Source organism: Streptomyces sp. NPDC051364, from assembly GCF_040682115.1.
Lineage (GTDB): Bacteria > Actinomycetota > Actinomycetes > Streptomycetales > Streptomycetaceae > Streptomyces.
This window is the reverse complement of the sequence record NZ_JBFBAH010000009.1, coordinates 241,706-260,933: the sequence shown is the minus strand read 5'-3', so window position 1 is coordinate 260,933 and position 19,228 is coordinate 241,706. Positions and strand designations below refer to the sequence as shown.

Here is a 19,228-nt window from a genome sequence, read left to right as displayed (position 1 = left end):
TCCTGCGCCGATGTGCAGGACCGTTACGCCGAATGCAGGACCGTTACGCCGGGATCAGCGTCTTGCGTCGCCGCTTGCGCTGAGCTCCCGCGGACAGCCTCAGCTCGATGATCGACCGCACGGCCGGCCACTCCTCGTCGAGGATCGAGTAGAAGGCGGTACTGCGCACGGCACCGTCGAGTCCCCGCGAATGGGCCCGGCGGACCCCCTCGCAGGTGAACCCGAGCCGCTCCATCGCCGCGCGCGAGCGCCCGTTGCGGGCGTCGGCGCGCAGCGAGATGCGGCGGACGCCCCAGGTCTCGAAGGCGTGGCGGAGCATGAGCAGCTTGGCCTCGGTGTTGATGCCCGTCCCCTGGGCGCCCGGGGACAGCCAGGTATTGCCGATCTCGGCGGCATCGGGGATCGCCGTCGCCGGATCACCGAACGGGACGCCCGGCACCGCGGGCCACACCAGGGGTCCCTGCCAGTAGTCGAGTTCCAGGAACCGGGTCGAACCGACGACCCGGCCGTCGGTGGCTCTGACCACCGCGAAGGGGAGCGATCGACCCGCCGCCTGATCTGCGAGGGCGCGGTCGATGTACTCGTGGGACGCCTGCACCCCATGGGGTACGGGGGTGAAGGCGTAAGTCGTACGATCCTCGGCCCCGGCCATGGCCAAGGCCTCGGTGTGGTGGGGGGCGAGGGGCTCGAGCCGCACGGTGCGGCCGGCGAGGAGTACGGGTACGGGCACGGAGCCTTCGGTCCTTCTGGGCGGTGGGGTGGTTGCACAGTGTGCGCTCCTGACGTCGCCCCCCGTGCAAAACACGAGTGAAAGGCAACGGGCTGTCAGGTGAACGCGAGTGGCTCAATGTAGCCCCTAAATCTCCTCTCATGAACCCCCAAATTGGCAACGTCGCGGCCATCTTTTTCGATGACTTCGGTCCCCGGCCCGGAGCACCCGTAATCCTGATCCGCGGACATCCGTTCCACCACCCGGCGAGGGCCCCCCGGACGGCGGTCCCGGCGGCCTCCGGATGCCGTACAAACAACCTCTGACCTGCGAGGATGTGAGGATGCCGGGACGCGCCCGCGGAAGGCTCCGACCGTCGGCCGGGCGGATGATCCCGGGCCCCTCCCCGACCGCCCGGACATCGAACAGACGGCCGTCGGTGATGTGTCCGCGGGCGGGTGTCGGGGCCGTGCGCGGCAGCGCTTGGGGGCATGCGTGAAGTGGCCCGGCAGATGGTGGTCGGATTGGATCGATCTGTTGGGCCATCTGGCTGGTCCGGCGGTCGGATGACGACACGGCCGCCGGAGACGGCGCCTACTACGTGTGGTCGGCCCGCTACTCCACCCGGGTGATCGGTCTCCCGCCCGCTCGCCCGGATCGGCCTCGGGGACGCTCGCGTGGGCGATCGGCTCGGTCGCGGGGTTCCGCTGCCGGGGCGGTTCACCGGGGGACCGAGCCCGCGGGGGCCGTCGTAGGGGCGCAGTAGCCGCAGGCGGCGGTCCGGCCGGGGGCGGTCGTCAACTTCGGGGGCGCCGGTAATCCCTGGCTTCATCGCGTCGGGCCGCGCCTTCGCTCCCGTCGCCCGCGGGCTCATCCGCTGGGCGTTCGCGACGTCCGGCCCGGCGACTGCGGGCCGGGAGCGCGCGCAGCACTCGGCCGCCGGCGCCCGATCCCGTCGCCCGCCCCTTACCGTCCCAACACACCGTCCCAACACACCGTTCCCGCACAGAGCTTCACGGAAAGACGAGACACCCCCCACCATGTCCGGATCCCGCATCACTTTCCTCGAGGGCCAGGCCGGCCAGGGCGTCGCCCTCGCCCGGATCGCCGACCGCGTCCGCAGCCAGCTGGCCTCCCCGGAGCGCGCCGCGCTGCGCGCCGCCCGGCGCCCCCTGTTCACCGGCATCGGCGCCTCGTACGCCGCCCTCGCCGTCCCCGTACAGCAGTTGCGGAAGGCCGGGGTCGTCACCCAGCGCGTCCTGTCCAGCGAGATCGAGACCGGCACCGCCGGCTTCGACACCGACTGCCTGATCGCCGTCTCCCAGGGCGGCCGCAGCCGCGAGACCATCGCCGCCTGCCGGTCCGCCGCCCCCGGCATCACGAGGACCGCGCTGCTCAACGTCTTACCGTCGCGGCTCGGCGAGCTCGCCGACCTCACCGTGGGCCTCGGCAACGAGCCCGACTCGTACGCCTCGACCATCGGCTACACCGGCACGGTCGTCGCCCTCGACCTGATCGCCGGGGCCATCGCGAGCCGCGCGCAGGACCCGTGGGGCGACATCGCCGAGCAGACCGCGGCAGTCCACGGGCGGGCCGCCGAGGTGGTCGCGGGCCTGCGCGAGCGCGGCGCCCGCTGCATCGCCTCCGACACGGTGGCGGCCGGGGCCTCGTGCGCCTCGGCCGAGGAGGGTGCGCTGCTGCTGCGCGAGGTGGTCCGGATGACCGCGGCCGCCTCGGCGACCCGCAACTACCTGCACGGGGAGATGGAGTCGGCGGGCAACACCCTCCACCTCGTCTTCGGCGACGGCCGCGAGATCGAGCTGGCCCGCTCGCTGGCCGGCGCCGGGCACCTCACGCTGCTGCTGACGACGGCCCGGGTCGAGCCGGCGGACAGCCTGTCGGTGATCCGCCTCCCCGAGGTGCCGGACGCCGTGCGCGTGGTGCTGGAGACGGTGGTCCTGCAGGAGCTGGTGGCCCGGCTCAGCGCCGAACGGGGCGTACCGATCGAGTCGTTCGTCTTCGCCCACGACGACACGAAGTGGCGCGATCCCAGGGCTGCTGCGGGGAACGCCGGGCCTCCGGCGCCGGTTGCCCCGTGCAGGCCGTGATCCGCCGGACCGCAGCCACCTGAGATCATCCGTGCATGGACTTCGTGACGGAACTGGTCCGCTTCGCGGCCACGGGGAGGCTCGGTGCCTTCCACGTCGGCGCGCACCTGCACGACCTGGTCGCCGTGCACGGCGAGCCGGACTGCTCGTGGCCGGTGTACCAGGGGCAGCGGTGGCCGCACTGGTTCCATCACGGGAGCCTGGAGAACGTGTACTGCCGGTGCCGACAACTGCGCTCGATGAGTGTGGACACCTGGCGTGATGCGCTGGAGATCCCGGGCACCGGCGAGGGGGAGCCGTACCGCGGGCCGGTGTCCGTCACCGAGTCGCGGCTCACCGCGGCGCTCGCCGGCGCCGGGGTCGCCTGGCGTACCGAGTGGTCCGAGCGGCTGCCCGAGCAGCGGACCCTCTACGCGGAGCCCGTGCCGCAGACCATGGTGAGCTTCGTCTTCGTGGCCCGCTGCTGTGACACGGAACCGATCGCGGAGGACTGGCTGCTGCACACGGTCTCCTCGTACGCCCTGGACCACCGGGAGTGCCCGGGGGCCGACCCTGCTCTGCCCGACGACGGATACGGAGCCTGAGGTGGAGGACGTACTGCGCCGGCTGGCCGCCGTCGGGCCCTTCTTCGCCGTGCCGTACGGGAAGGAGCCGCCCGGTGAGGGTTTCCGGCCGCTCGGCGAGCTCTACGGGGCACAACTCGAGCCGTACGTCGCCGAGGTGGGGCGGCGGATCCGGAGCGGGCCCGGCCGGGTCGCGGCGTCGACCGCGCAGTTCGGGATCGCCTCGCGGCTGTGGTCGCTGGGCCTGGGCTGCGCCGCGCTGGGCGGGCGGATCCCCGACCTGGGGGCCGAGCGGGTGTGGTGGCGGCTCCCCGCGGCGGGGTCGCTGGAGCTGTGGCTGCCCGAGCCCGCTGTGGGAGCGCTGCCGGCCGGGGCGCTCGGGGAGAGCGTGCTCGGCAACCTCGGGGCCTTGGACGCGCGCCTGCGGGAGCGGTACGGGGTGTCGCCCAAGGTGCTGCGCGGGAACGCCGCGTCGGGGCTGGTCGGGGCGCTGCGGGTGCTGATCGACCGGGTCCCGGGCGGCCCGGCGGTGTCCTTGGCCGCGGAGCTGCTGGCCGAGGGCGGGGCGCTCGGCGGGACGGGCACCTTCATCCACGAAGAGGGGCTCGGGGTGGCGTTCGTACGGCGCAGCTGCTGCCTCTACTACCAAGTGCCCGGCGGCGGACTCTGCGGGGACTGCGTGCTGCGGACCAGGTAGCCGGACAGGGCCGTTCGGAGCAGCCGCGGGTGTGGCGGGCGCCGATCCGCCGGGGCCGCCTCCTACGGTCCCTGCCATGACGCAAGCTCGCACAGCGCAGCCGCAGCCCCGCTCGGAGCCCCCCTGGGTGCTGTCCCGGCGTGCCGCCCTGACCGGACTCGCCGCAGGCGCCGGAGCCCTTGCCGTCGGCGGGACCGCCGGCTGTGCGGGGGCCGCGCCCCGGGCAGCTGCGGCAGCCCCGGATCCCTTGCCGGGAGCCATGAAGCTGTTCGACGACCCCGGGTACAACTTCGCCGGGCTCCTCGCGCTCGGCGCGGCCGGCATGCGCGCCTCCGAGGTGGGCGAGGTGCTCACCGCCGTCAACGCCATCAACACCGCCGGGCTGTCCGCGCAGACCTTCACCGACACCTTCCGCGCCTGGGGCGACCGGCTCGCCGCACCCCCGGCGGCCGGCCGACACGGCGGCGAAACCCCCTCGCAGACCCGCCGGTTCCGCTCGCTGCGGGCCGCGCAGTACTACGCCCAGGCCCTGTTCTACGTCCTCGGCACCCGCAGCCCCGGCGACGAGAAGGCGGTCTACCTGGCGGGCCGCAAGGCCTGGGACACCTTCACCCAGCTCTGCTCCCCGGCCGCCGTCCGTGCGCAGGTCCCGTATGCGAAGACCCGCCTGCCGGTCTGGTTCTTCCGGCCCGACGGCGGGGACGAGCCCCGCCCGACGGTCATCCTCACCAACGGCAGCGACGGGCAGAACCTCGACATGTGGACCTACGGCGTCGCGGCTGCCCTCGGGCGGGGCTGGAACGCCCTCGTCTACGACGGCCCGGGCCAGGGCCGGCTGCTGTTCGTCGAGGAGATCCCGTTCACCACCCGGTGGGAGCAGGTGGTGGTCCCGCTCGTCGACTGGCTCGACGCCCGTAAGGACGTGGACAGCAGCCGGATCGCGATCACCGGCCTCAGCATGGGCGGCAATCTCGTCGCCCGCGCCGCGGCCTTCGAACGCCGGCTCGCGGCCGTGGTGTGCATGCCCGGAGTGCCGAACCCCTGGCTCGGCTTCGACAAGGAGATCCGCGACATCGTCACCGCCGACAAGGCGGAGACCAACCGCGTCTGGAACGAGGACGTCGTTCCCGAGCTCACCCCGGAACTCGCCACCACGGTCAAGAAGCGCTTCGAGATCTTCTCGCGGGAGGCACTGCGCGAGGCGCGCGCCGGCCGGGTGTTCAAGGACCTCTGGACCCCGGCCCAGGTCGCCATCGGGCTGGACATCACGAAGGTCGTACCCCAGATCAAGGCGCCGACGCTGGTCCTCGATTACGACTTCGAGCAGTTCTACCCCGGCCAGCCCCGGCAGATGTACGACCTGCTGCGCTCGAAGCGCGAGTACGTGAAACTGACGGAGGCCACCGGAGCGCAGTTGCACTGCTCCCCGATGGCCCCGCAGCAGCACTGCGACGTCGTCTTCGACTGGCTCGCCGACGTCCTGCAGCGTTAGTGCTTCAGCTCGACGGCCCTCAGAACGTGAGGTTCCAGGCGTCGATCTTGCCGGTGTCCGCGTTGGCGTTGTCGTTCACACGGAGCTTCCAGAGGCCGTTGGCGACCTCGGAGGAGGCGTTGACGGTGAAGCTCTGGACGATGTTGTCCGTACCGCCGCCGGCCCGGTTGCTCAGGGTGTAGACGGTGCCGTCCGGGGCCACCAGGTCGACCTTGAGGTCACCGATGTAGGTGTGCTTGATGTCCACGCCCACCTTGAGGGTGGCCGGCGCGTTGCCGGTCACCCCGCTGACGGTGATGGGGCTCTCCACGGTGGCGTTGTCGTTGATCGCGAAGTCGCCGAGGTTCTCGAAGTACTTCCCGGGCGGCGGGGTGGACCCGACCGCCTTCAGCGCGTCGACCTGGCCCTCGCCGAAGAACGAGTTGTTGGCCGCGGTCCCGGTGCAGCGGTTGTCCGACGGGCAGGCGATGTCGTTGGCCTGCGTGGCCAGCTTGTCGCGCAGCTGCGCCGGGGTGATGCCGGGGTTGGTGCTGGCGAGCAGCGCCGCGACGCCCACCACGTGCGGGGTGGCCATCGACGTGCCGCTCTTGCTGCCGTACTTGCCGCCCGGCACGGTGGAGTAGACGTCGCTGCCCGGGGCCGCCACGTCGATGACGCCCGAGCCGAAGTTCGAGAACGAGGCCTTCGTGGTGCCCGTGCCGTTCGCCGCGACCGTGACCACGCCCGGGAGCTCGGTCGGGATGTCGAGGCAGGCGTTGGTGATGGTGCGGGTGACCGGCGTCGAGTCGTTCGGGCTCGCGGAGTCGGTCGTCTTGTGGGCGAGGTCGTAGTTCTCGTTGCCCGCCGCGGCGACCTGGAGGGAGCCCTTGCCCTCCGCGTACTCCTGGGCGCGCTTGACGCCCTCGATGATGGCGGCCTGGTCGATGTTGTCCGGGCAGTTGAACTGCCACGGGTCCGTGTAGTAGCTGTTGTTGGTGACCTTGAAGCCGTGGTCACCGGCCCACACGAAGCCGCAGATGGTGTTCTCGGCGAAGAAGAACGAGTTGCCCGGCTCGGCGACGCGGACCGCGGAGATCTTCACGCCCGGGGCCACGCCGACGACGCCCTTGCCGTTCTTGGCGGCCGCGATGGTGCCCGCGACGTGGGTGCCGTGGCTGTCCACGTCCCGCCAGGCGCCCGTACGGGTGTCGGGCTTGCCGTACGCGCAGGAGACGGAGTCGGCCGCATTGAAGTTCGGCGCCAGGTCCTGGTGCTGGTCGTCCACACCGGTGTCCAGGATGCCGACCTTGACGGAGGCGGAGCCGGTGGTGACAGCCCAGGCCTGGTCGGCCTTGATCTGGCTCATGTCGGCGCGGACGGGCTCGCCGGCCGGGGTCGTCGACTGCGCCGGGTTGGCGGGCAGCGCCGGGTTGTAGGCGTCGGCCGGAACGTCCGAGGTACGGGTGGCCCCGACCTGCTGGACCCCGCTGACCCCGCGCATCGCCGTGGCGAAGCCGGCGGAGGAGGAGTGGGCGACGATCACGCCGATGGCGTCGAAGTTCGAGAAGACGGTGCCGCCGTTGGCAGCGACGGCGGAACGCACCGCCGAGCTGTCACCGGGGGCGGTGATCACCAGGTAGGCGCGGGTGCCGGCAACCCAGGTCGCACTCTGGGAGGTCGGCGCCGCGGCCGCAGCCTTGGCGGGGGCGGACGAGGCGGACGGGGAGACCGGGGCGGTGCCGGCGAGCGCGGCGGGTGCCCCGAAGGCGAGTGCTGCGCCGAGCGTGGCGGCGAGCACGAGAGTGCGTCGAGGTCGGCTGGATATGTGGGGTATCAATGCGTCCTCCGAAGACGGCCCGGTGGTGCTCATGGCACCTACCGGGCCGTACGAAACGAGTGGTGGACGCAAGATGTCAGACGCGTGCCCCGGTATGGAAGTACCTTTTACCGCAGGACACTTCACAGCCCCATGGCCGAAAATCGACCATGGGGCTGTGTGAGGGCCGACCGGGCTGGGCACCGTGGGGGCGAGCCCTGCCCGGCCGGCCCCTGACGGGGCGCTGCCGGTTACGCCGGCACGCCCTCCTTGGCGTCGGCCGGCGACTGGCCGGGCACGGTGGGGAGCTCCGTGCCGTGGCCGTCGTCGACCAGCGTGGTCTCGTCGAACTCCAGGCGTCCCGCGAGGACTTCGCCGGCGCGCTCGCGGTCGAACTCCTTGGTCCAGGTGCCGATGAGCACCGTCGCCACCGCGTTGCCCGCGAAGTTCGTCAGCGCCCGGGCCTCGCTCATGAAGCGGTCGATGCCCACGATCAGCCCGACACCGTCGACGAGTTCCGGCCGGTGCGACTGGAGCCCGCCCGCCAGCGTCGCGAGCCCCGCGCCGGTCACGCCCGCCGCGCCCTTCGAGGCGACGATCATGAACAGCAGCAGCGAGATCTGCTCGCCGATCGCCAGCGGCTTGCCCATCGCCTCCGCGATGAACAGCGAGGACATCGTCAGGTAGATCGCGGTCCCGTCCAGGTTGAACGAGTAGCCCGTCGGCACCGTGATGCCGACGACCGGCTTGGAGACGCCCAGGTGCTCCATCTTCGCGATCAGCCGGGGCAGCGCCGACTCCGAGGAGGAGGTGGAGAGGATCAGCAGGAACTCGCGGCCCAGGTAGCGCAGCAGCGAGAAGACGTTGATCCCGGTGCACACCCGCAGCAGGGTCCCGAGGACCACGAACACGAACAGCAGACAGGTCGTGTAGAAGCCGATCATGATGACGGCGAGCGACTTCAGGGCGTCGATCCCGGTCGCACCGACCACCGCCGCGATGGCGCCGAACGCGCCCACCGGCGCCGCCCACATGATCATCGCCAGTACCCGGAAGACCAGCTTCTGCACATGTCCGATCCCGCGCAGCAGAGGCGCGCCCGCCGTGCCCATGGCCTGGAGCGCGAACCCGCACAGCAGCGCCACGAGCAGCGTCTGGAGCACCTGGCCCCCGGTGAACGCGGAGACCAGGGTGGTCGGGATGATCCCCAGCAGGAATTCGGGCGTGGTCTGCGCCCCGCCCGCCTTGGCCTGCGCCTCTCCCGCGTGCTTGACGGCCTCCGTCAGGTGCAGTCCGCTGCCCGGCTCGAGCAGGTTCCCGACGAGGAGCCCGATGGCCAGCGCCACCGTGGACATGATCATGAAGTAGCCGAGGGCGAGGCCGCCCACGGCGCCGACCTTCGCGGCCTTGCGCACCGACCCGATGCCCAGCACGATCGTGCAGAAGATCACGGGCGAGATCATCATCTTGATGAGGTTCACGAAGCCGGTGCCCAGCGGCTTGAGCTCCACGGCCGTGTCCGGTGCGGCGAAGCCGACGGCGATGCCGAGAAGCACCGCGGCGATCACCGCGATGTACAGATAATGGGTCTTGTCGCGTCTGCCGGCCACGGCTCGCCTCCTGGTGGTGAATACGTCCCGGGAGGACCATCGCCCGAGGCTGTGACCCCGGTCACCCTTGCGTTCATTGAGTTCACAGCCGGGTGCACACTGAACGCCATGTTCCGGTTTCCTCGACCCCCGCGCAGCCTCGCCGGCCAGCTCTTCGCCATGCAGGTGCTGCTGGTCGCCGTGGTCGTCGCCGGCTGTGCGGTCTTCGCGTACGCCACCGCCCGCGGGCAGGCCGAGGAGTCCGCCCGGCGCCAGGCGGGGGCCGTGGCCCGCGCGGTCGCCGACTCCCCGTCCGTCCGCGAGGCCGTACGCGGCGCCGCACAGGGCGCCGACCCCTCGGCCGCGCTCCAGCCCTACGCCGAGCGGGTCCGCGTCGACTCCGGGGTGGACTTCGTGACGATCATGGCCCCGGACGGGCGGCGCTGGACCCACCCCGACCCCCGCCGCATCGGCGAGCCCTTCATGGGGAACACCGCCCCCGCCCTGCGCGGCGAGACCTTCAGCGAGACCTACACCGGCACCCTCGGGCCCTCCATCCGCGTGGTCACCCCGCTCCTGGACGACGGCAAGGTCGTCGGCATGGTCAGCTCCGGCATCACCGTCCGCGCGATCAGCGCCCGGCTCGCCGAGCAGCTCTCCGTCCTCGCCTGGGTCGCGGCCGGCGCGCTCGCCCTCGGCGGACTCGGCACGTACATCGTCAACGCCCGGCTGCGCCGGCACACGCACGGGATGAACGCGGCCGAGCTCAGCCGGATGTACGACTACCACCAGGCCGCCCTGCACGGGGTCCGCGAGGGCCTGCTGATGCTCGACGGCCAGCGCCGGATCACCCTGATCAACGACGCCGGGCGCGAACTGCTCGGCCTGCAGGGGGACGTCAGGGGCACCGGCGCCGCCGACCTCGGCCTGCCCGCACCGCTCACCGGCGCCCTGCTCGCCGACCGGCCCCGGGTGGACGAGGTGCACCTGACCACGGACCGGGTGCTGGTCCTCAACAGCTCTCCCGTCGCGGGCGGCGGCCGCCGCGGCACCGTGGTCACCCTGCGCGACCACACCGAACTCCAGTCACTCACCGGCGAGTTGGATCAAGAGCGGGGATTCACCGAGGCGCTGCGGTCCCAGGCCCACGAGGCGGCCAACCGGCTGCACACCGTGGTCTCCCTCATCGAACTCGGCCGCGCGGACGAGGCAGTGGAATTCGCCACCGCCGAACTGGAACTGGCCCAGGCCCTCACCGACCAAGTGGTCACCGGCGTCGGAGAACCCGTCCTGGTGGCGCTGCTGCTGGGCAAGGCCGCCCAGGCGCACGAGCGGGGCGTCGAGCTGGTCCTCACCCCCGACAGCCGCGCCGTCGACGGCCGGACCGGAACCGTCCCGGCCCGGGACCTCGTCACCGTGCTCGGCAACCTCCTGGACAACGCCGTCGACGCCCTCACCGGCGTCCCCGCCGCCAGGATCGCGGTCACCGTCCGGCCCGAGGAGGACGCACTGCTGCTCCGCGTCACCGACAACGGACCCGGCCTGCCCACGGGCGCCGCGGCCGATGTGTTCCTGCGCGGCTGGTCGGGCAAGGGAGAGGGGCGCGGCCTCGGCCTCGCCCTGGTCCGCCAGGTGGCCCACCGGCACGGAGGCAGCGCGATCGCCGCCGAAGGGCCGGACGGGGGAGCCGAGTTCACCGTACGACTGCCCGTGCGAAGGGAGCCGACGCCATGAGCGACGCACGCGACGCACGCGACGCACGCGACGCACGCGACGCACGTGAGGCACGTGAGGCGCCCGCGATGTCCGGGGTGCGGGTGCTGGTGGTCGAGGACGACCCCGTCGCCGCCGACGCGCACGCCCTGTACGTCGGGCGGGTGCCCGGTTTCACCGCCGTCGGCGCCGTCCACTCGCTCGCCGAGGCCACCCGGGTCCTGGAGCGGACCCGGGTCGACCTGCTGCTGCTCGACCTCACCCTGCCCGACGGGCACGGGCTGCGCTTCGCCCGCCGGCTGCGGGCGTCCGGGCATCCCGTGGACGTGATCGTGGTGACCTCGGCGCGGGACCTGGCCGTGGTCCGCGAGAGCGTCTCGCTCGGCGTGGTCCAGTACGTACTGAAGCCGTTCGCCTTCCCGACGCTGCGCGAACGGCTGCTGCGCTACGCCGAGTTCCGCGCGACGGCGGGGGAGGCGGCCGGCCAGGACGATGTGGACCGGGCACTCGCCGCCCTGCGCGCCCCGGGCCCCGCCGAGCTCCCGAAAGGGCTCAGCGCGCCGACCCTGGACCGGGTCGGCGCGCTGCTGCGGGCGGCGCCCGAGGGGCTGACCGCCGCGGGGGCGGCCGAGGCGGCCGGGATCTCCCGGATCACCGCCCGCCGCTACCTGGAGCACCTGGTGGACACCGGGCGGGCGGACCGCACCCCCCGGTACGGCCAGGTCGGCCGCCCCGAACTGCACTACCGCTGGCTGGCGGCGGCCGGGACCGGCTCGGTGTCGAAGGTGTAGAACTTCCGGTGGTCCAGCATGTCCGCCGGGGTCACGTCGTTCCACGGCCGCATGGTGTCGTGCAGGTCGACGACGTTCGTGGTGCCCGCGGCCGGCAGGTACGTGGACTTCGGGTTGCGGGCCTGCCATTCGGCCCACAGCTTGTCGACGAAGGCGTGGTGCATCCAGAACACCGGGTCGTTGGGGGAGACGCCGGTGGCCATCTGGCCGCCGACCCACACGTGCACCCGGTTGTGGAGGTTGGCGCCGCGCCAGCCCTCCAGGTGGTTGCGGAAACCGTTCGAGGAGCTGTTCCAGGGGGCCATGTCGTACACCGGCATGTTGAGCACGGCGTCCACCTCGGCCTTCGTCGGCAGCTCGGCCACTCCCGCGCCGAGCGCCCGGCGCAGGTACGCGCGCGCGTCCACCCGCACGTTTATCGGCCACTTGCCGTTGGCGGACGCGAACGGCCCGTCGAGGACCTGTCCGTCGCGTGCCCGGCCGGTGCCGCCCAGGAAGTCGGCGGCCCAGAGGGAGGAGCGGGTGGTGCGGTCCGCGCTCCAGTCCCAGTAGGGGAGCGAAACCTTCGGGTCCACTTTCTGCAGCTCGGCCTCGAACTCCAGCAGGAAGCGCCGGTGCCAGGGCAGGAACGAGGGCGAGCGGTGGCCGACCCGGTCGCCCGAGTCCGTGTCGGCCATGATGAACCCGTTGTGGGTCGTGACGAACCGGTCGTAGGTACCGGTGCGCTTGAGCTCGAGCAGCGCACTGGTGAAGGCGCGCTTCTCCTCGGCGGTGAGGGCGGCCTGGTTCTTGCGGACGGTCATGCCGTGCCTCCCATGGGCGCGAACGGGGCGAGGACGGCGCCCTGCAGCTCGCGCACGGCGGCGCGGGCGAGCGAGGCCGGATCGGCGAAGGTCTCGTAGTGGTTGACCACGCTGATCCAGGTGCCGTCGGCGTTGCGCATGACGTGCAGTTCGCGGCCGTCTATCCGGATGGCCGGCAGTCCGTCGTGGCCGCCCCCGTGGTGGCCGCCGTGGTGGCCGCCCCCGCCCGGGGTGATCTGTATGCGGCGGCCCTGGTACACCTCGTCGACCGTGCCGGTGGGTAGGGAGGCGCGGGAGTCGGTGGCGGCTGCGTGCGCGGTGGCGCCGGCGATGCCGAGGACGGTGAGAGCGCCGGCAGTGGTGCCCAAGGCCTGCCGGCGGGTGATCTTGTTCATGGCCGAAGAAGTATCAGGACGGCAAAGGCCGTTGACCGGTATCCGGACATGCGTGGATAAGTTGCCCATAGAACCAGTTGGTCGATCTTCCCGTCCGAACCGGCTTCAGCGGCCCGGACGGGAAGATCTTCGAACAGAAGCCTACTCGACAGTAAGTTGTCCTGTCGCGCGCGGCCCCTATGGAGGGGGTCACGCCGCGGAGTCGGCCGGAAGCTCTCGGTGTCGGCGACCCGAATCATCCGCCGAGGGGGTCGAAGCCGCCTTTGTGATGATCGGTCACATATAGTCCGGATATGGCTCTTCATGAGACGAAAGACGTACCCGCCTGTGACGCCGACACGGACGTGTTCACGTCCGCTCTGAGCGGCCAGATCCTCCCCAAGTACCGGATGCCCGACGATCACTCGCCCACCGAGGTGGTCTACGAGCTGCTCAGCAACGAGCTCCTCCTCGACGGCAACGCGGCCCAGAACCTGGCCACCTTCTGCACCACCTGGTCCGACGACGGCGTGCACCGGCTGATGAACCAGTGTCTCGACAAGAACATGATCGACAAGGACGAGTACCCGCAGACCGCCGAGATCGAGGCCCGCTGCGTCAACATCCTGGCCGACCTGTGGAACGCACCGGCCGGCGGTGCGGCCACCGGCTGCTCCACCACCGGATCCAGCGAGGCCGCCATGCTCGGCGGCCTCGCCCTCAAATTTCGCTGGCGCACCCGCCGCCAGGCCCAGGGCCTCCCCGTCGACCGGCCCAACCTGGTGTGCGGGCCCGTCCAGATCTGCTGGGAGAAGTTCGCCCGCTACTTCGACGTCGAACTGCGCCCGGTCCCTCTCGAACCCGACGCCACCGGCCTGCGCCCCCATCAGCTCGCCCAGTACGTCGACGAGAACACCATCGGCGTCGTCGCCATCGTCGGCGTCACCTACACCTGCGACTACGAGCCCGTCGCCGAGATCGCCGCCGAACTGGACCGGATCCAGGCCGAGCACGGCTGGGACATCCCGGTCCACGTGGACGGGGCCAGCGGCGGCTTCGTCGCCCCCTTCCTCCACCCCGACGTGGTGTGGGACTTCCGGCTGCCGCGCGTCGCGTCCGTCAACACCTCGGGGCACAAGTACGGGCTCGCGCCCCTCGGCGTCGGCTGGATCGTGTGGCGCACCGCCGACCTGCTGCCCAAGGAGCTCGTCTTCGACGTGGACTACCTCGGCGGCGACATGCCGACCTTCGCCCTCAACTTCTCCCGCCCAGGCGGCGAGGTCATCGCCCAGTACTACCTGTTCCTCAGGCTCGGCCGCGCCGGTTACAAACGCGTCCACGAGGCCTGCGTCGCCACCGCCCAGTACCTGGCCGGGGAGATCGCCGCCATGGGGCCGTTCACCCTGCTCTACGACGGCCTCGGCGGCCTCCCCGCCGTCTCCTACCGGCTCACCGACCAGGCCGCGGCCGGGTTCACCCTCTACGACCTCTCCGACCGGCTGCGGATGCGCGGCTGGCAGGTGCCCTCGTACCCGCTGCCGGCCGACCGCGACGACACCGTCATCCAGCGCGTGCTGATCCGGCACGGCGTGACCCGCGACCAGATCGCCCTGCTCGTCGAGGACCTGCGCCAGGCGGTGGACCACCTCACCGCCACACCCCCGCCGGTCCCGGCGACCGAGCCCCGCTCCGGGTTCCATCACTAGTGCCGCGTCAGGCGACGTTTGCCCGTCAAGGAGCGGCGTCCGGTGCGTGCTCTCGGCATGCCGGCCGCAAGCGCTCGTACTGGACGTACTTGAGCTTTCGGCCGGTGCGGCGAGAGTGCGTGCCGGGCGTCGCGACGGGGCGAACGTTGCCCGACGCGGCACTAGCTTCCGCTCGGGCTCGATGCGGGGCGGTCGCGGCTGCCGCCGCGGGTCCACATCGCGCGCGCGGGGATCACGTAGCGCCGTGACATGCGGAACGCGGGGAGCGGGCTGCTGCTGACGGACTCCTTGTACGCCACGGCGGCCCGCCCCGTGAGGTACCAGCGGCGCGGGGTGTCGTCGCCGCGGGCGAACTGGATGACCGCGTCGCGGCGGCCGAGGCTGACCGGCCGGTGGACGTACCCGAACCGGAACGGCCGGGGCTCGCGGCCGGCCGGCCGCCGGGCCCGGCCGACGGCGCCGCTCAGGCGGACGCCGGCCAGCGCATGTCGAGTGCGTCGAGGGCCGCGACGCGGTCCGGGGCGAGGGCCGACGCACGCGAGCGCTGGTTGGCGATCCACGCGCCCAGCTGCAACTCCCGGCCGCCGACGCGTTCCACGTGCTTGCGGGGGACCCGGAGGTGCTGCTCGCGGGTGTGGAACTGGCGGGCCGCGGCCAGGTGTTCCGCCCATTTCTCGGCCTGCGTGCGCCGCGGCTGCGGGCGCTCGGCCGCGCTCGCCTCGGTCACACCCAGCGTGTGCTCCAGCAGCCAGCGCTGCGCCCAGGTCAGCTGCTCCCAGGCCAGCCGCTGGGTACGGACCCACCGGCCCAGGTCCTCGCCCTGCACGACCACCTCACCCGGGGTGAGCGGCAGCCGGCCGCCCGCGTCCAGGTGGACGCGGGTCAGGTGGAAGGCGCGCTGCCAGGAGATCTCCCAGGCCGGGCACCAGGACGCGTCGATGGCCTCCAGGGCCTCCCGGCGCTCCTCGGGCAGGGCGCCGGGGCCCTCGCGGCGGGCGGCGGCCCGCTGGTTCTTGACCCACACCCCGACCGGCGCGCCGCGCCAGGTGGCCTCCACGGGCGGCAGCAGGTGGCCGTGTTCCGCCGCCCAGCCGCGGGCCGCCGCGAGGCCCTCCTCGAAGGCCACGTCGAAGTGGCTCCACACCATGCCGAGTTCGTCGAGCTGTGCGACGCGCTCCCGGCCGAGGGCGCCCCGGCGGTGGGTGCGCCGCACGTCCGCGATCCACTGGCCGAGCGGGAACCGGGCCAGCCCGGGCGGCCAGGCCTCGGCGGCCGGATGCGTGCCGGGCAGTGCCTCCGTACCGGGCGGGGTCCGGGGCGTCTTCGGCGCCTTCGGGACCTTGAAGGTGAACGGCACCCGCAGATCCCCGGCCCTGGCCGCGTAGATCCGGGCGGCCTCCACCCCGCGCCGCCAGTGCTCGCGCTCCGGATGCAGCACGCGCAGCCGGATGAACGCCGCCAGCAGCGCCGGATCCCGGGGTGTCGAGAAGCTCAGCAGGGCCTGCGCCCCGGTCCGCATGCCGGCGCCCGTCACGGCCTCGGTCGCGGATTCCGCCCGCGGCCGGCTCGGCGCCTGCGGCTGCGCCAGCGATTCGACGAGCCGGGTGTCGTGCGCCCGCAGCGCCTCCAGCAGCCGCGCGAGGTCCCCGTACGAGCGCGAGGTCAGCATCGACTCGGGCGTCTCGCCCGGCCCCAGCAGCACCGGGACGACCAGCGAGGCGACCTTGCCCTCGCCGGGGCGGATGCGCAGCGCCCGCCCGACGGCCTGGACCAGGTCCGGCATGGACCCCCGTACGTCGGCCCAGAAGACGGAATCGCACTCCTTCGTGTCCACGCCCTCGCCGAGCACCCGGACACTGCCGAGGAAGGCCTTGTCGGCGACACCGTCCGCCGCGAACGCGTCCAGCACCCGCCGCCGGTGCGCCGCCGTGTGCTGCCCGCACAGCCAGTCCGCCCAGACGGTACGGGGATACGCCGGCTCCGGTGTGTCACGCGCGTCCCGCAGCCGCTGCGCCACCGCCGGCAGCCCGGCCGCGAAGGCCTCGGCCTCCCTGGTCAGGTGGTGGAAGACCAGGGTCCGCCGGAACCCCTGGTCGGCGGCGGCCTTGACCAGCGCCGCCTGCAGGGCCGCGAGCCGCGCCCCGCGCACGGCGTCCGAGCGCCCGTCGGCGCCCAGCAGCACCGCCGCCTGGAACCCCGGATCGCTGACGTCCACGCACACCACCCGGTACGGGGCGCAGATGCCGCGGTCGATGGCCTCCGCGAGGGACAGGGTGTGGCAGCGCGCGCCGAAGGGGCCGTCGGGGTCGTCCTCCATGGACGCGACGAGATCGCCCCGCCCGCGGCCGCCGTCCTCGGGCTGTTCGGACTCTTCGCCCTCGTCCGGCTCCGCGCCGTCCTGCCAGACCCGCGGCGTGGCCGTCATGTACAGCCGCCGGACGGAGGGGATCCGGGTGTTGTCGTGGACCACGGCCCACGGTTTGCCGATCCGACCGGACGTACGGTGCGCCTCGTCGACCACGACCAGGTCCCAGCCCGGCAGCCCGGCGAGGTGGGCGCGCTCGATCGTGCCGAGGCCCAGCGACGCGTACGTGGCGAACACCGTCAGCCGGTCCGCCGACGGGCCCGCCCAGCGGGCCAGTTCGGCCGGATCGGTGGTGGCCGGTACGCCCGCGTCCTCGGTGCGCAGCGAGCACACGGCGAGGGCGCGCCCGGTCCTGCCGCCCTCCCGCCACGCCGTCACCGTCTGTACGAGCAGGTCCAGCGAGGGCACGAGGACCAGCACCCGCCCGGCCCGCAGCTCCTCGGCGGAGCGCACGGCGACCAGGGACTTCCCGGAGCCGGTGGCCATGATCACCTGGGTCCGCAGCCCGGTCCCGGGCACCCGGCCGCCGGCCGGCAGCTCAAGCGCCCGGAGTACGGCGTCGACGGCCTCGCGCTGGTGCGGCCGGAGCTCCTTCTTCGCCATGTGCCGTACTCCGTCCGCTCTGATCAGCCTCTTCGGCTCCAGTCTCCATCCTGCACGAAGTTTGAAGCATTCGGAGCCTGCTCGAGCGGAGCGTTCGGGTCACATCTTGGCGCCGAAGTTCTGCGTCCACCAAGGGCCGCCCGGGCCCGTGTGGATGCCCACGCCGATGTCCTTGAAGGAGCAGTTGAGGATGTTGGCGCGGTGGCCAGGGCTCTTCATCCAGGAGTCCATGACCGAGGGCGCGGTCTGCTGGCCCTTCGCGATGTTCTCCCCGTACGTCGACCAGCGGTATCCGGAGGCCGTCGTGCGCTTCCCCGGGTCGGCGCCGTCGGGGTTGGTGTGCGCGAAGAAGTCCCGGGCCGCCATGTCGTCGGAGTGCCCCTGGGCGGCCGCCCGCAGCTGCGAGTCCTCCTTCAGGGGGCCGCAGCCGGCCGCCGCACGCTCGGAGTTGACCAGCGCGATGACCTGGCCGGCGACCCCTGCCGGGGCGGGCGCCGGAGCCGGGGCGGGCGGGCGCGGCGCCGGCGCCTTGGACTTGGTCGGCGACGGGCTCGGACTCGGGCTCTCGGCGGACGGACTCGGCGAGGCGGAGGCCGACGGCGAGGGGGAGGCGGACGCGGAGGGCGAGGCCGAATCCGAGGGTGACGCCGAACCGGCGTCGGGCGCCGACAGAGCGGAGAGCGGGGCGGCGGGCGCGGCGCCGGTCTCCTTGTCGTCCGAGCCGGGGAAGCCGCCGAGGTAGGCGAGCCCGCCGCCCGCGACGCACGCGGCGAGCACGGCGCCGCCGACCGCGCGGCGGCGGCTCTGCCGGCGCTTGCGCAGGACGCTGCGGCCGCCGCCGGGGGCGGCGTCCGGTATGCCGCCCTGACCGGAGACGGTGGGGGTGAGCTGGGTCGCGGCGTCGGAGAAGTCCGTCCCGTCGAATCCCGTGCCGCCGAAGTCCGTCCCGTCGAATCCCGTGCCGCCGAAGTCCGTTCCGTCGAATCCCGTGCCCGTGCCCGTGCCCGTGCCCGTCCCCGGGTCGCCGGGGCCGCCCGCCTGGGCGCCCGCGCCGCCGTCGTACGCGTACGCCGCGCCCGCCGGGACGATGCCGCCCGCCGCGGCCGCCCGTACGCCGGCCAGCAGGGCCACCGAGACCGGGACCAGGGCCAGACCCGCCAGCAGCCCCTCCGCCGGGAGCAGTCCGCTCCACAGCCCTGCGCACCGTACGCACTCGCGCGCGTGCCGGGCTATTCGCTTGCGCCACAGGGTCGACGGCGCCCCGTCCCAGGCGGCCGTCACCCCACGCAGACCCTCGCACGGGGGCTGCGTGCCCAGTGCCCGCTCGACCACCCGGGCCGACTCCAGCTGCGCCTTCATCCGCTGCACTCGTACCGCCGTGTGTTGCGGGGACAGTTCGAGGGCCGCGGCCACTTCGGCACGGGTCAGCTCTCCGGCGCACTCCAGCCACCACAGCGACAGCAGCGCCCGGTCGTCGGTCTCCAGCCAGCGGGTGGCGCGGGCCGTCTCCCGCTGCTGGCCTTCGAGCTGGAGCCGCAGGACGGTCAGGTCCACGAAGTCGGCGCCCGGGTCGGCCAGCTCCCAGGCCGCCTCGAGTCCGCTCTCGCCGGGGGCGCTGTGCCGGGCCTGCCAGTGCGCCCGCACCCGGTTCATGGCAATCGCGACCAGCCAGGACCGGAAACTCTCGTCCGACCGCAGGGTGCCCAGCCCGTCGAGCGCCCGCAGCATCGTGTCCTGCACCACGTCGTCCACGTCGACGGAGCCGTTCAGGGCGCGCCCGACGATGTTGTAGACGAGCGGCAGATAGGTGCCGACCAGCTCGTCCTGCGCGCGGGCATCGCCCGCGCGGGCGGCTGCCACCAGCGCTGCCGTGTGCTGTGTAGTCATGTGAGGTTCCCCGTCCGTACCGGCGGTCGATGA

General features: G+C 72.8%; 14 protein-coding genes and 1 pseudogene. 7 read left to right on the top strand and 8 right to left on the bottom strand.

The genetic code is table 11. From position 1 onward, the window contains the following. Window positions 1-43 precede the first annotated feature (43 nt). Window positions 44-730 carry a GNAT family protein gene (locus AB0M76_RS21465; RefSeq protein ID WP_266661044.1) on the bottom strand — a complete coding sequence of 229 codons (687 nt, stop codon included), beginning with the start codon at window positions 728-730 and terminating at the stop codon, window positions 44-46. A gap of 1,019 nt (window positions 731-1,749) precedes the next feature. On the opposite strand from AB0M76_RS21465, the gene AB0M76_RS21460 reads away from it, so the two are divergent. The 4 genes from AB0M76_RS21460 to AB0M76_RS21445 all read left to right on the top strand — a co-directional run bounded on the left by AB0M76_RS21460 (window position 1,750) and on the right by AB0M76_RS21445 (window position 5,569). Further along, window positions 1,750-2,817: a hypothetical protein gene (locus AB0M76_RS21460; protein WP_365954362.1), complete on the top strand. Its 1,068-nt coding sequence runs from the start codon at window positions 1,750-1,752 to the stop codon at window positions 2,815-2,817. A gap of 35 nt (window positions 2,818-2,852) precedes the next feature. Beyond that, a complete protein-coding gene (locus tag AB0M76_RS21455; RefSeq protein WP_365954361.1) occupies window positions 2,853-3,401 on the top strand; it encodes a hypothetical protein in 549 nt (182 codons plus the stop codon). Between the two features lies 1 nt (window position 3,402). Then, a complete protein-coding gene (locus tag AB0M76_RS21450; RefSeq protein WP_365954360.1) occupies window positions 3,403-4,077 on the top strand; it encodes a (2Fe-2S)-binding protein in 675 nt (224 codons plus the stop codon). A 76-nt stretch (window positions 4,078-4,153) separates the two neighbouring features. After that, a complete protein-coding gene (locus tag AB0M76_RS21445) occupies window positions 4,154-5,569 on the top strand; it encodes an alpha/beta hydrolase (protein WP_365954359.1) in 1,416 nt (471 codons plus the stop codon). A gap of 19 nt (window positions 5,570-5,588) precedes the next feature. Here AB0M76_RS21445 and AB0M76_RS21440 read toward each other — a convergent pair whose 3' ends face one another. After that, window positions 5,589-7,346, bottom strand: a complete 1,758-nt coding sequence (locus AB0M76_RS21440; protein WP_365954430.1) for a S8 family serine peptidase — start codon at window positions 7,344-7,346, stop codon at window positions 5,589-5,591. Between the two features lie 269 nt (window positions 7,347-7,615). Further along, complete coding sequence (locus AB0M76_RS21435) at window positions 7,616-8,974, bottom strand: cation:dicarboxylase symporter family transporter (RefSeq protein WP_365954358.1); 1,359 nt, start codon at window positions 8,972-8,974, stop codon at window positions 7,616-7,618. Between the two features lie 108 nt (window positions 8,975-9,082). Here AB0M76_RS21435 and AB0M76_RS21430 point away from each other — a divergent pair, with 108 nt between their 5' ends. Further along, window positions 9,083-10,687 (top strand): sensor histidine kinase, encoded by a 1,605-nt coding sequence (locus AB0M76_RS21430; protein WP_365954357.1) that lies wholly within the window; start codon window positions 9,083-9,085, stop codon window positions 10,685-10,687. A 68-nt stretch (window positions 10,688-10,755) separates the two neighbouring features. Continuing rightward, entirely contained in the window at window positions 10,756-11,457 is a 702-nt protein-coding gene (locus AB0M76_RS21425; protein ID WP_365954429.1) for a response regulator, read from the top strand. On the opposite strand, the gene AB0M76_RS21420 is transcribed toward AB0M76_RS21425, so the two are convergent. Further along, window positions 11,409-12,260 (bottom strand): tyrosinase family protein, encoded by an 852-nt coding sequence (locus AB0M76_RS21420; protein ID WP_365954356.1) that lies wholly within the window; start codon window positions 12,258-12,260, stop codon window positions 11,409-11,411. The genes AB0M76_RS21425 and AB0M76_RS21420 overlap by 49 nt on opposite strands. Continuing rightward, complete coding sequence (locus AB0M76_RS21415) at window positions 12,257-12,655, bottom strand: tyrosinase family oxidase copper chaperone (protein ID WP_365954355.1); 399 nt, start codon at window positions 12,653-12,655, stop codon at window positions 12,257-12,259. The genes AB0M76_RS21420 and AB0M76_RS21415 overlap by 4 nt, the downstream gene beginning before the upstream one ends. 293 nt (window positions 12,656-12,948) lie before the next feature. Between AB0M76_RS21415 and AB0M76_RS21410 the strand changes: the two genes are divergently transcribed. Beyond that, window positions 12,949-14,340 (top strand): glutamate decarboxylase, encoded by a 1,392-nt coding sequence (locus tag AB0M76_RS21410; RefSeq protein WP_365954354.1) that lies wholly within the window; start codon window positions 12,949-12,951, stop codon window positions 14,338-14,340. Between the two features lie 161 nt (window positions 14,341-14,501). On the opposite strand, the pseudogene AB0M76_RS21405 reads toward AB0M76_RS21410, so the two are convergent. From AB0M76_RS21405 to AB0M76_RS21395, 3 genes and pseudogenes are all read right to left on the bottom strand, one after another. Next, window positions 14,502-14,771, bottom strand: a pseudogene (locus tag AB0M76_RS21405) (FAD-dependent oxidoreductase); the annotation flags it as partial. Between the two features lie 32 nt (window positions 14,772-14,803). Beyond that, a complete protein-coding gene (locus AB0M76_RS21400) occupies window positions 14,804-17,308 on the bottom strand; it encodes a Helicase associated domain protein (protein WP_365954353.1) in 2,505 nt (834 codons plus the stop codon). Window positions 17,309-17,407: 99 nt separating this feature from the next. Next, the gene (locus AB0M76_RS21395; protein WP_365954351.1) at window positions 17,408-19,195 is read right to left on the bottom strand and encodes a sigma-70 family RNA polymerase sigma factor; all 1,788 of its coding nucleotides are present in this window, start codon (window positions 19,193-19,195) and stop codon (window positions 17,408-17,410) included. Window positions 19,196-19,228 lie beyond the last annotated feature (33 nt).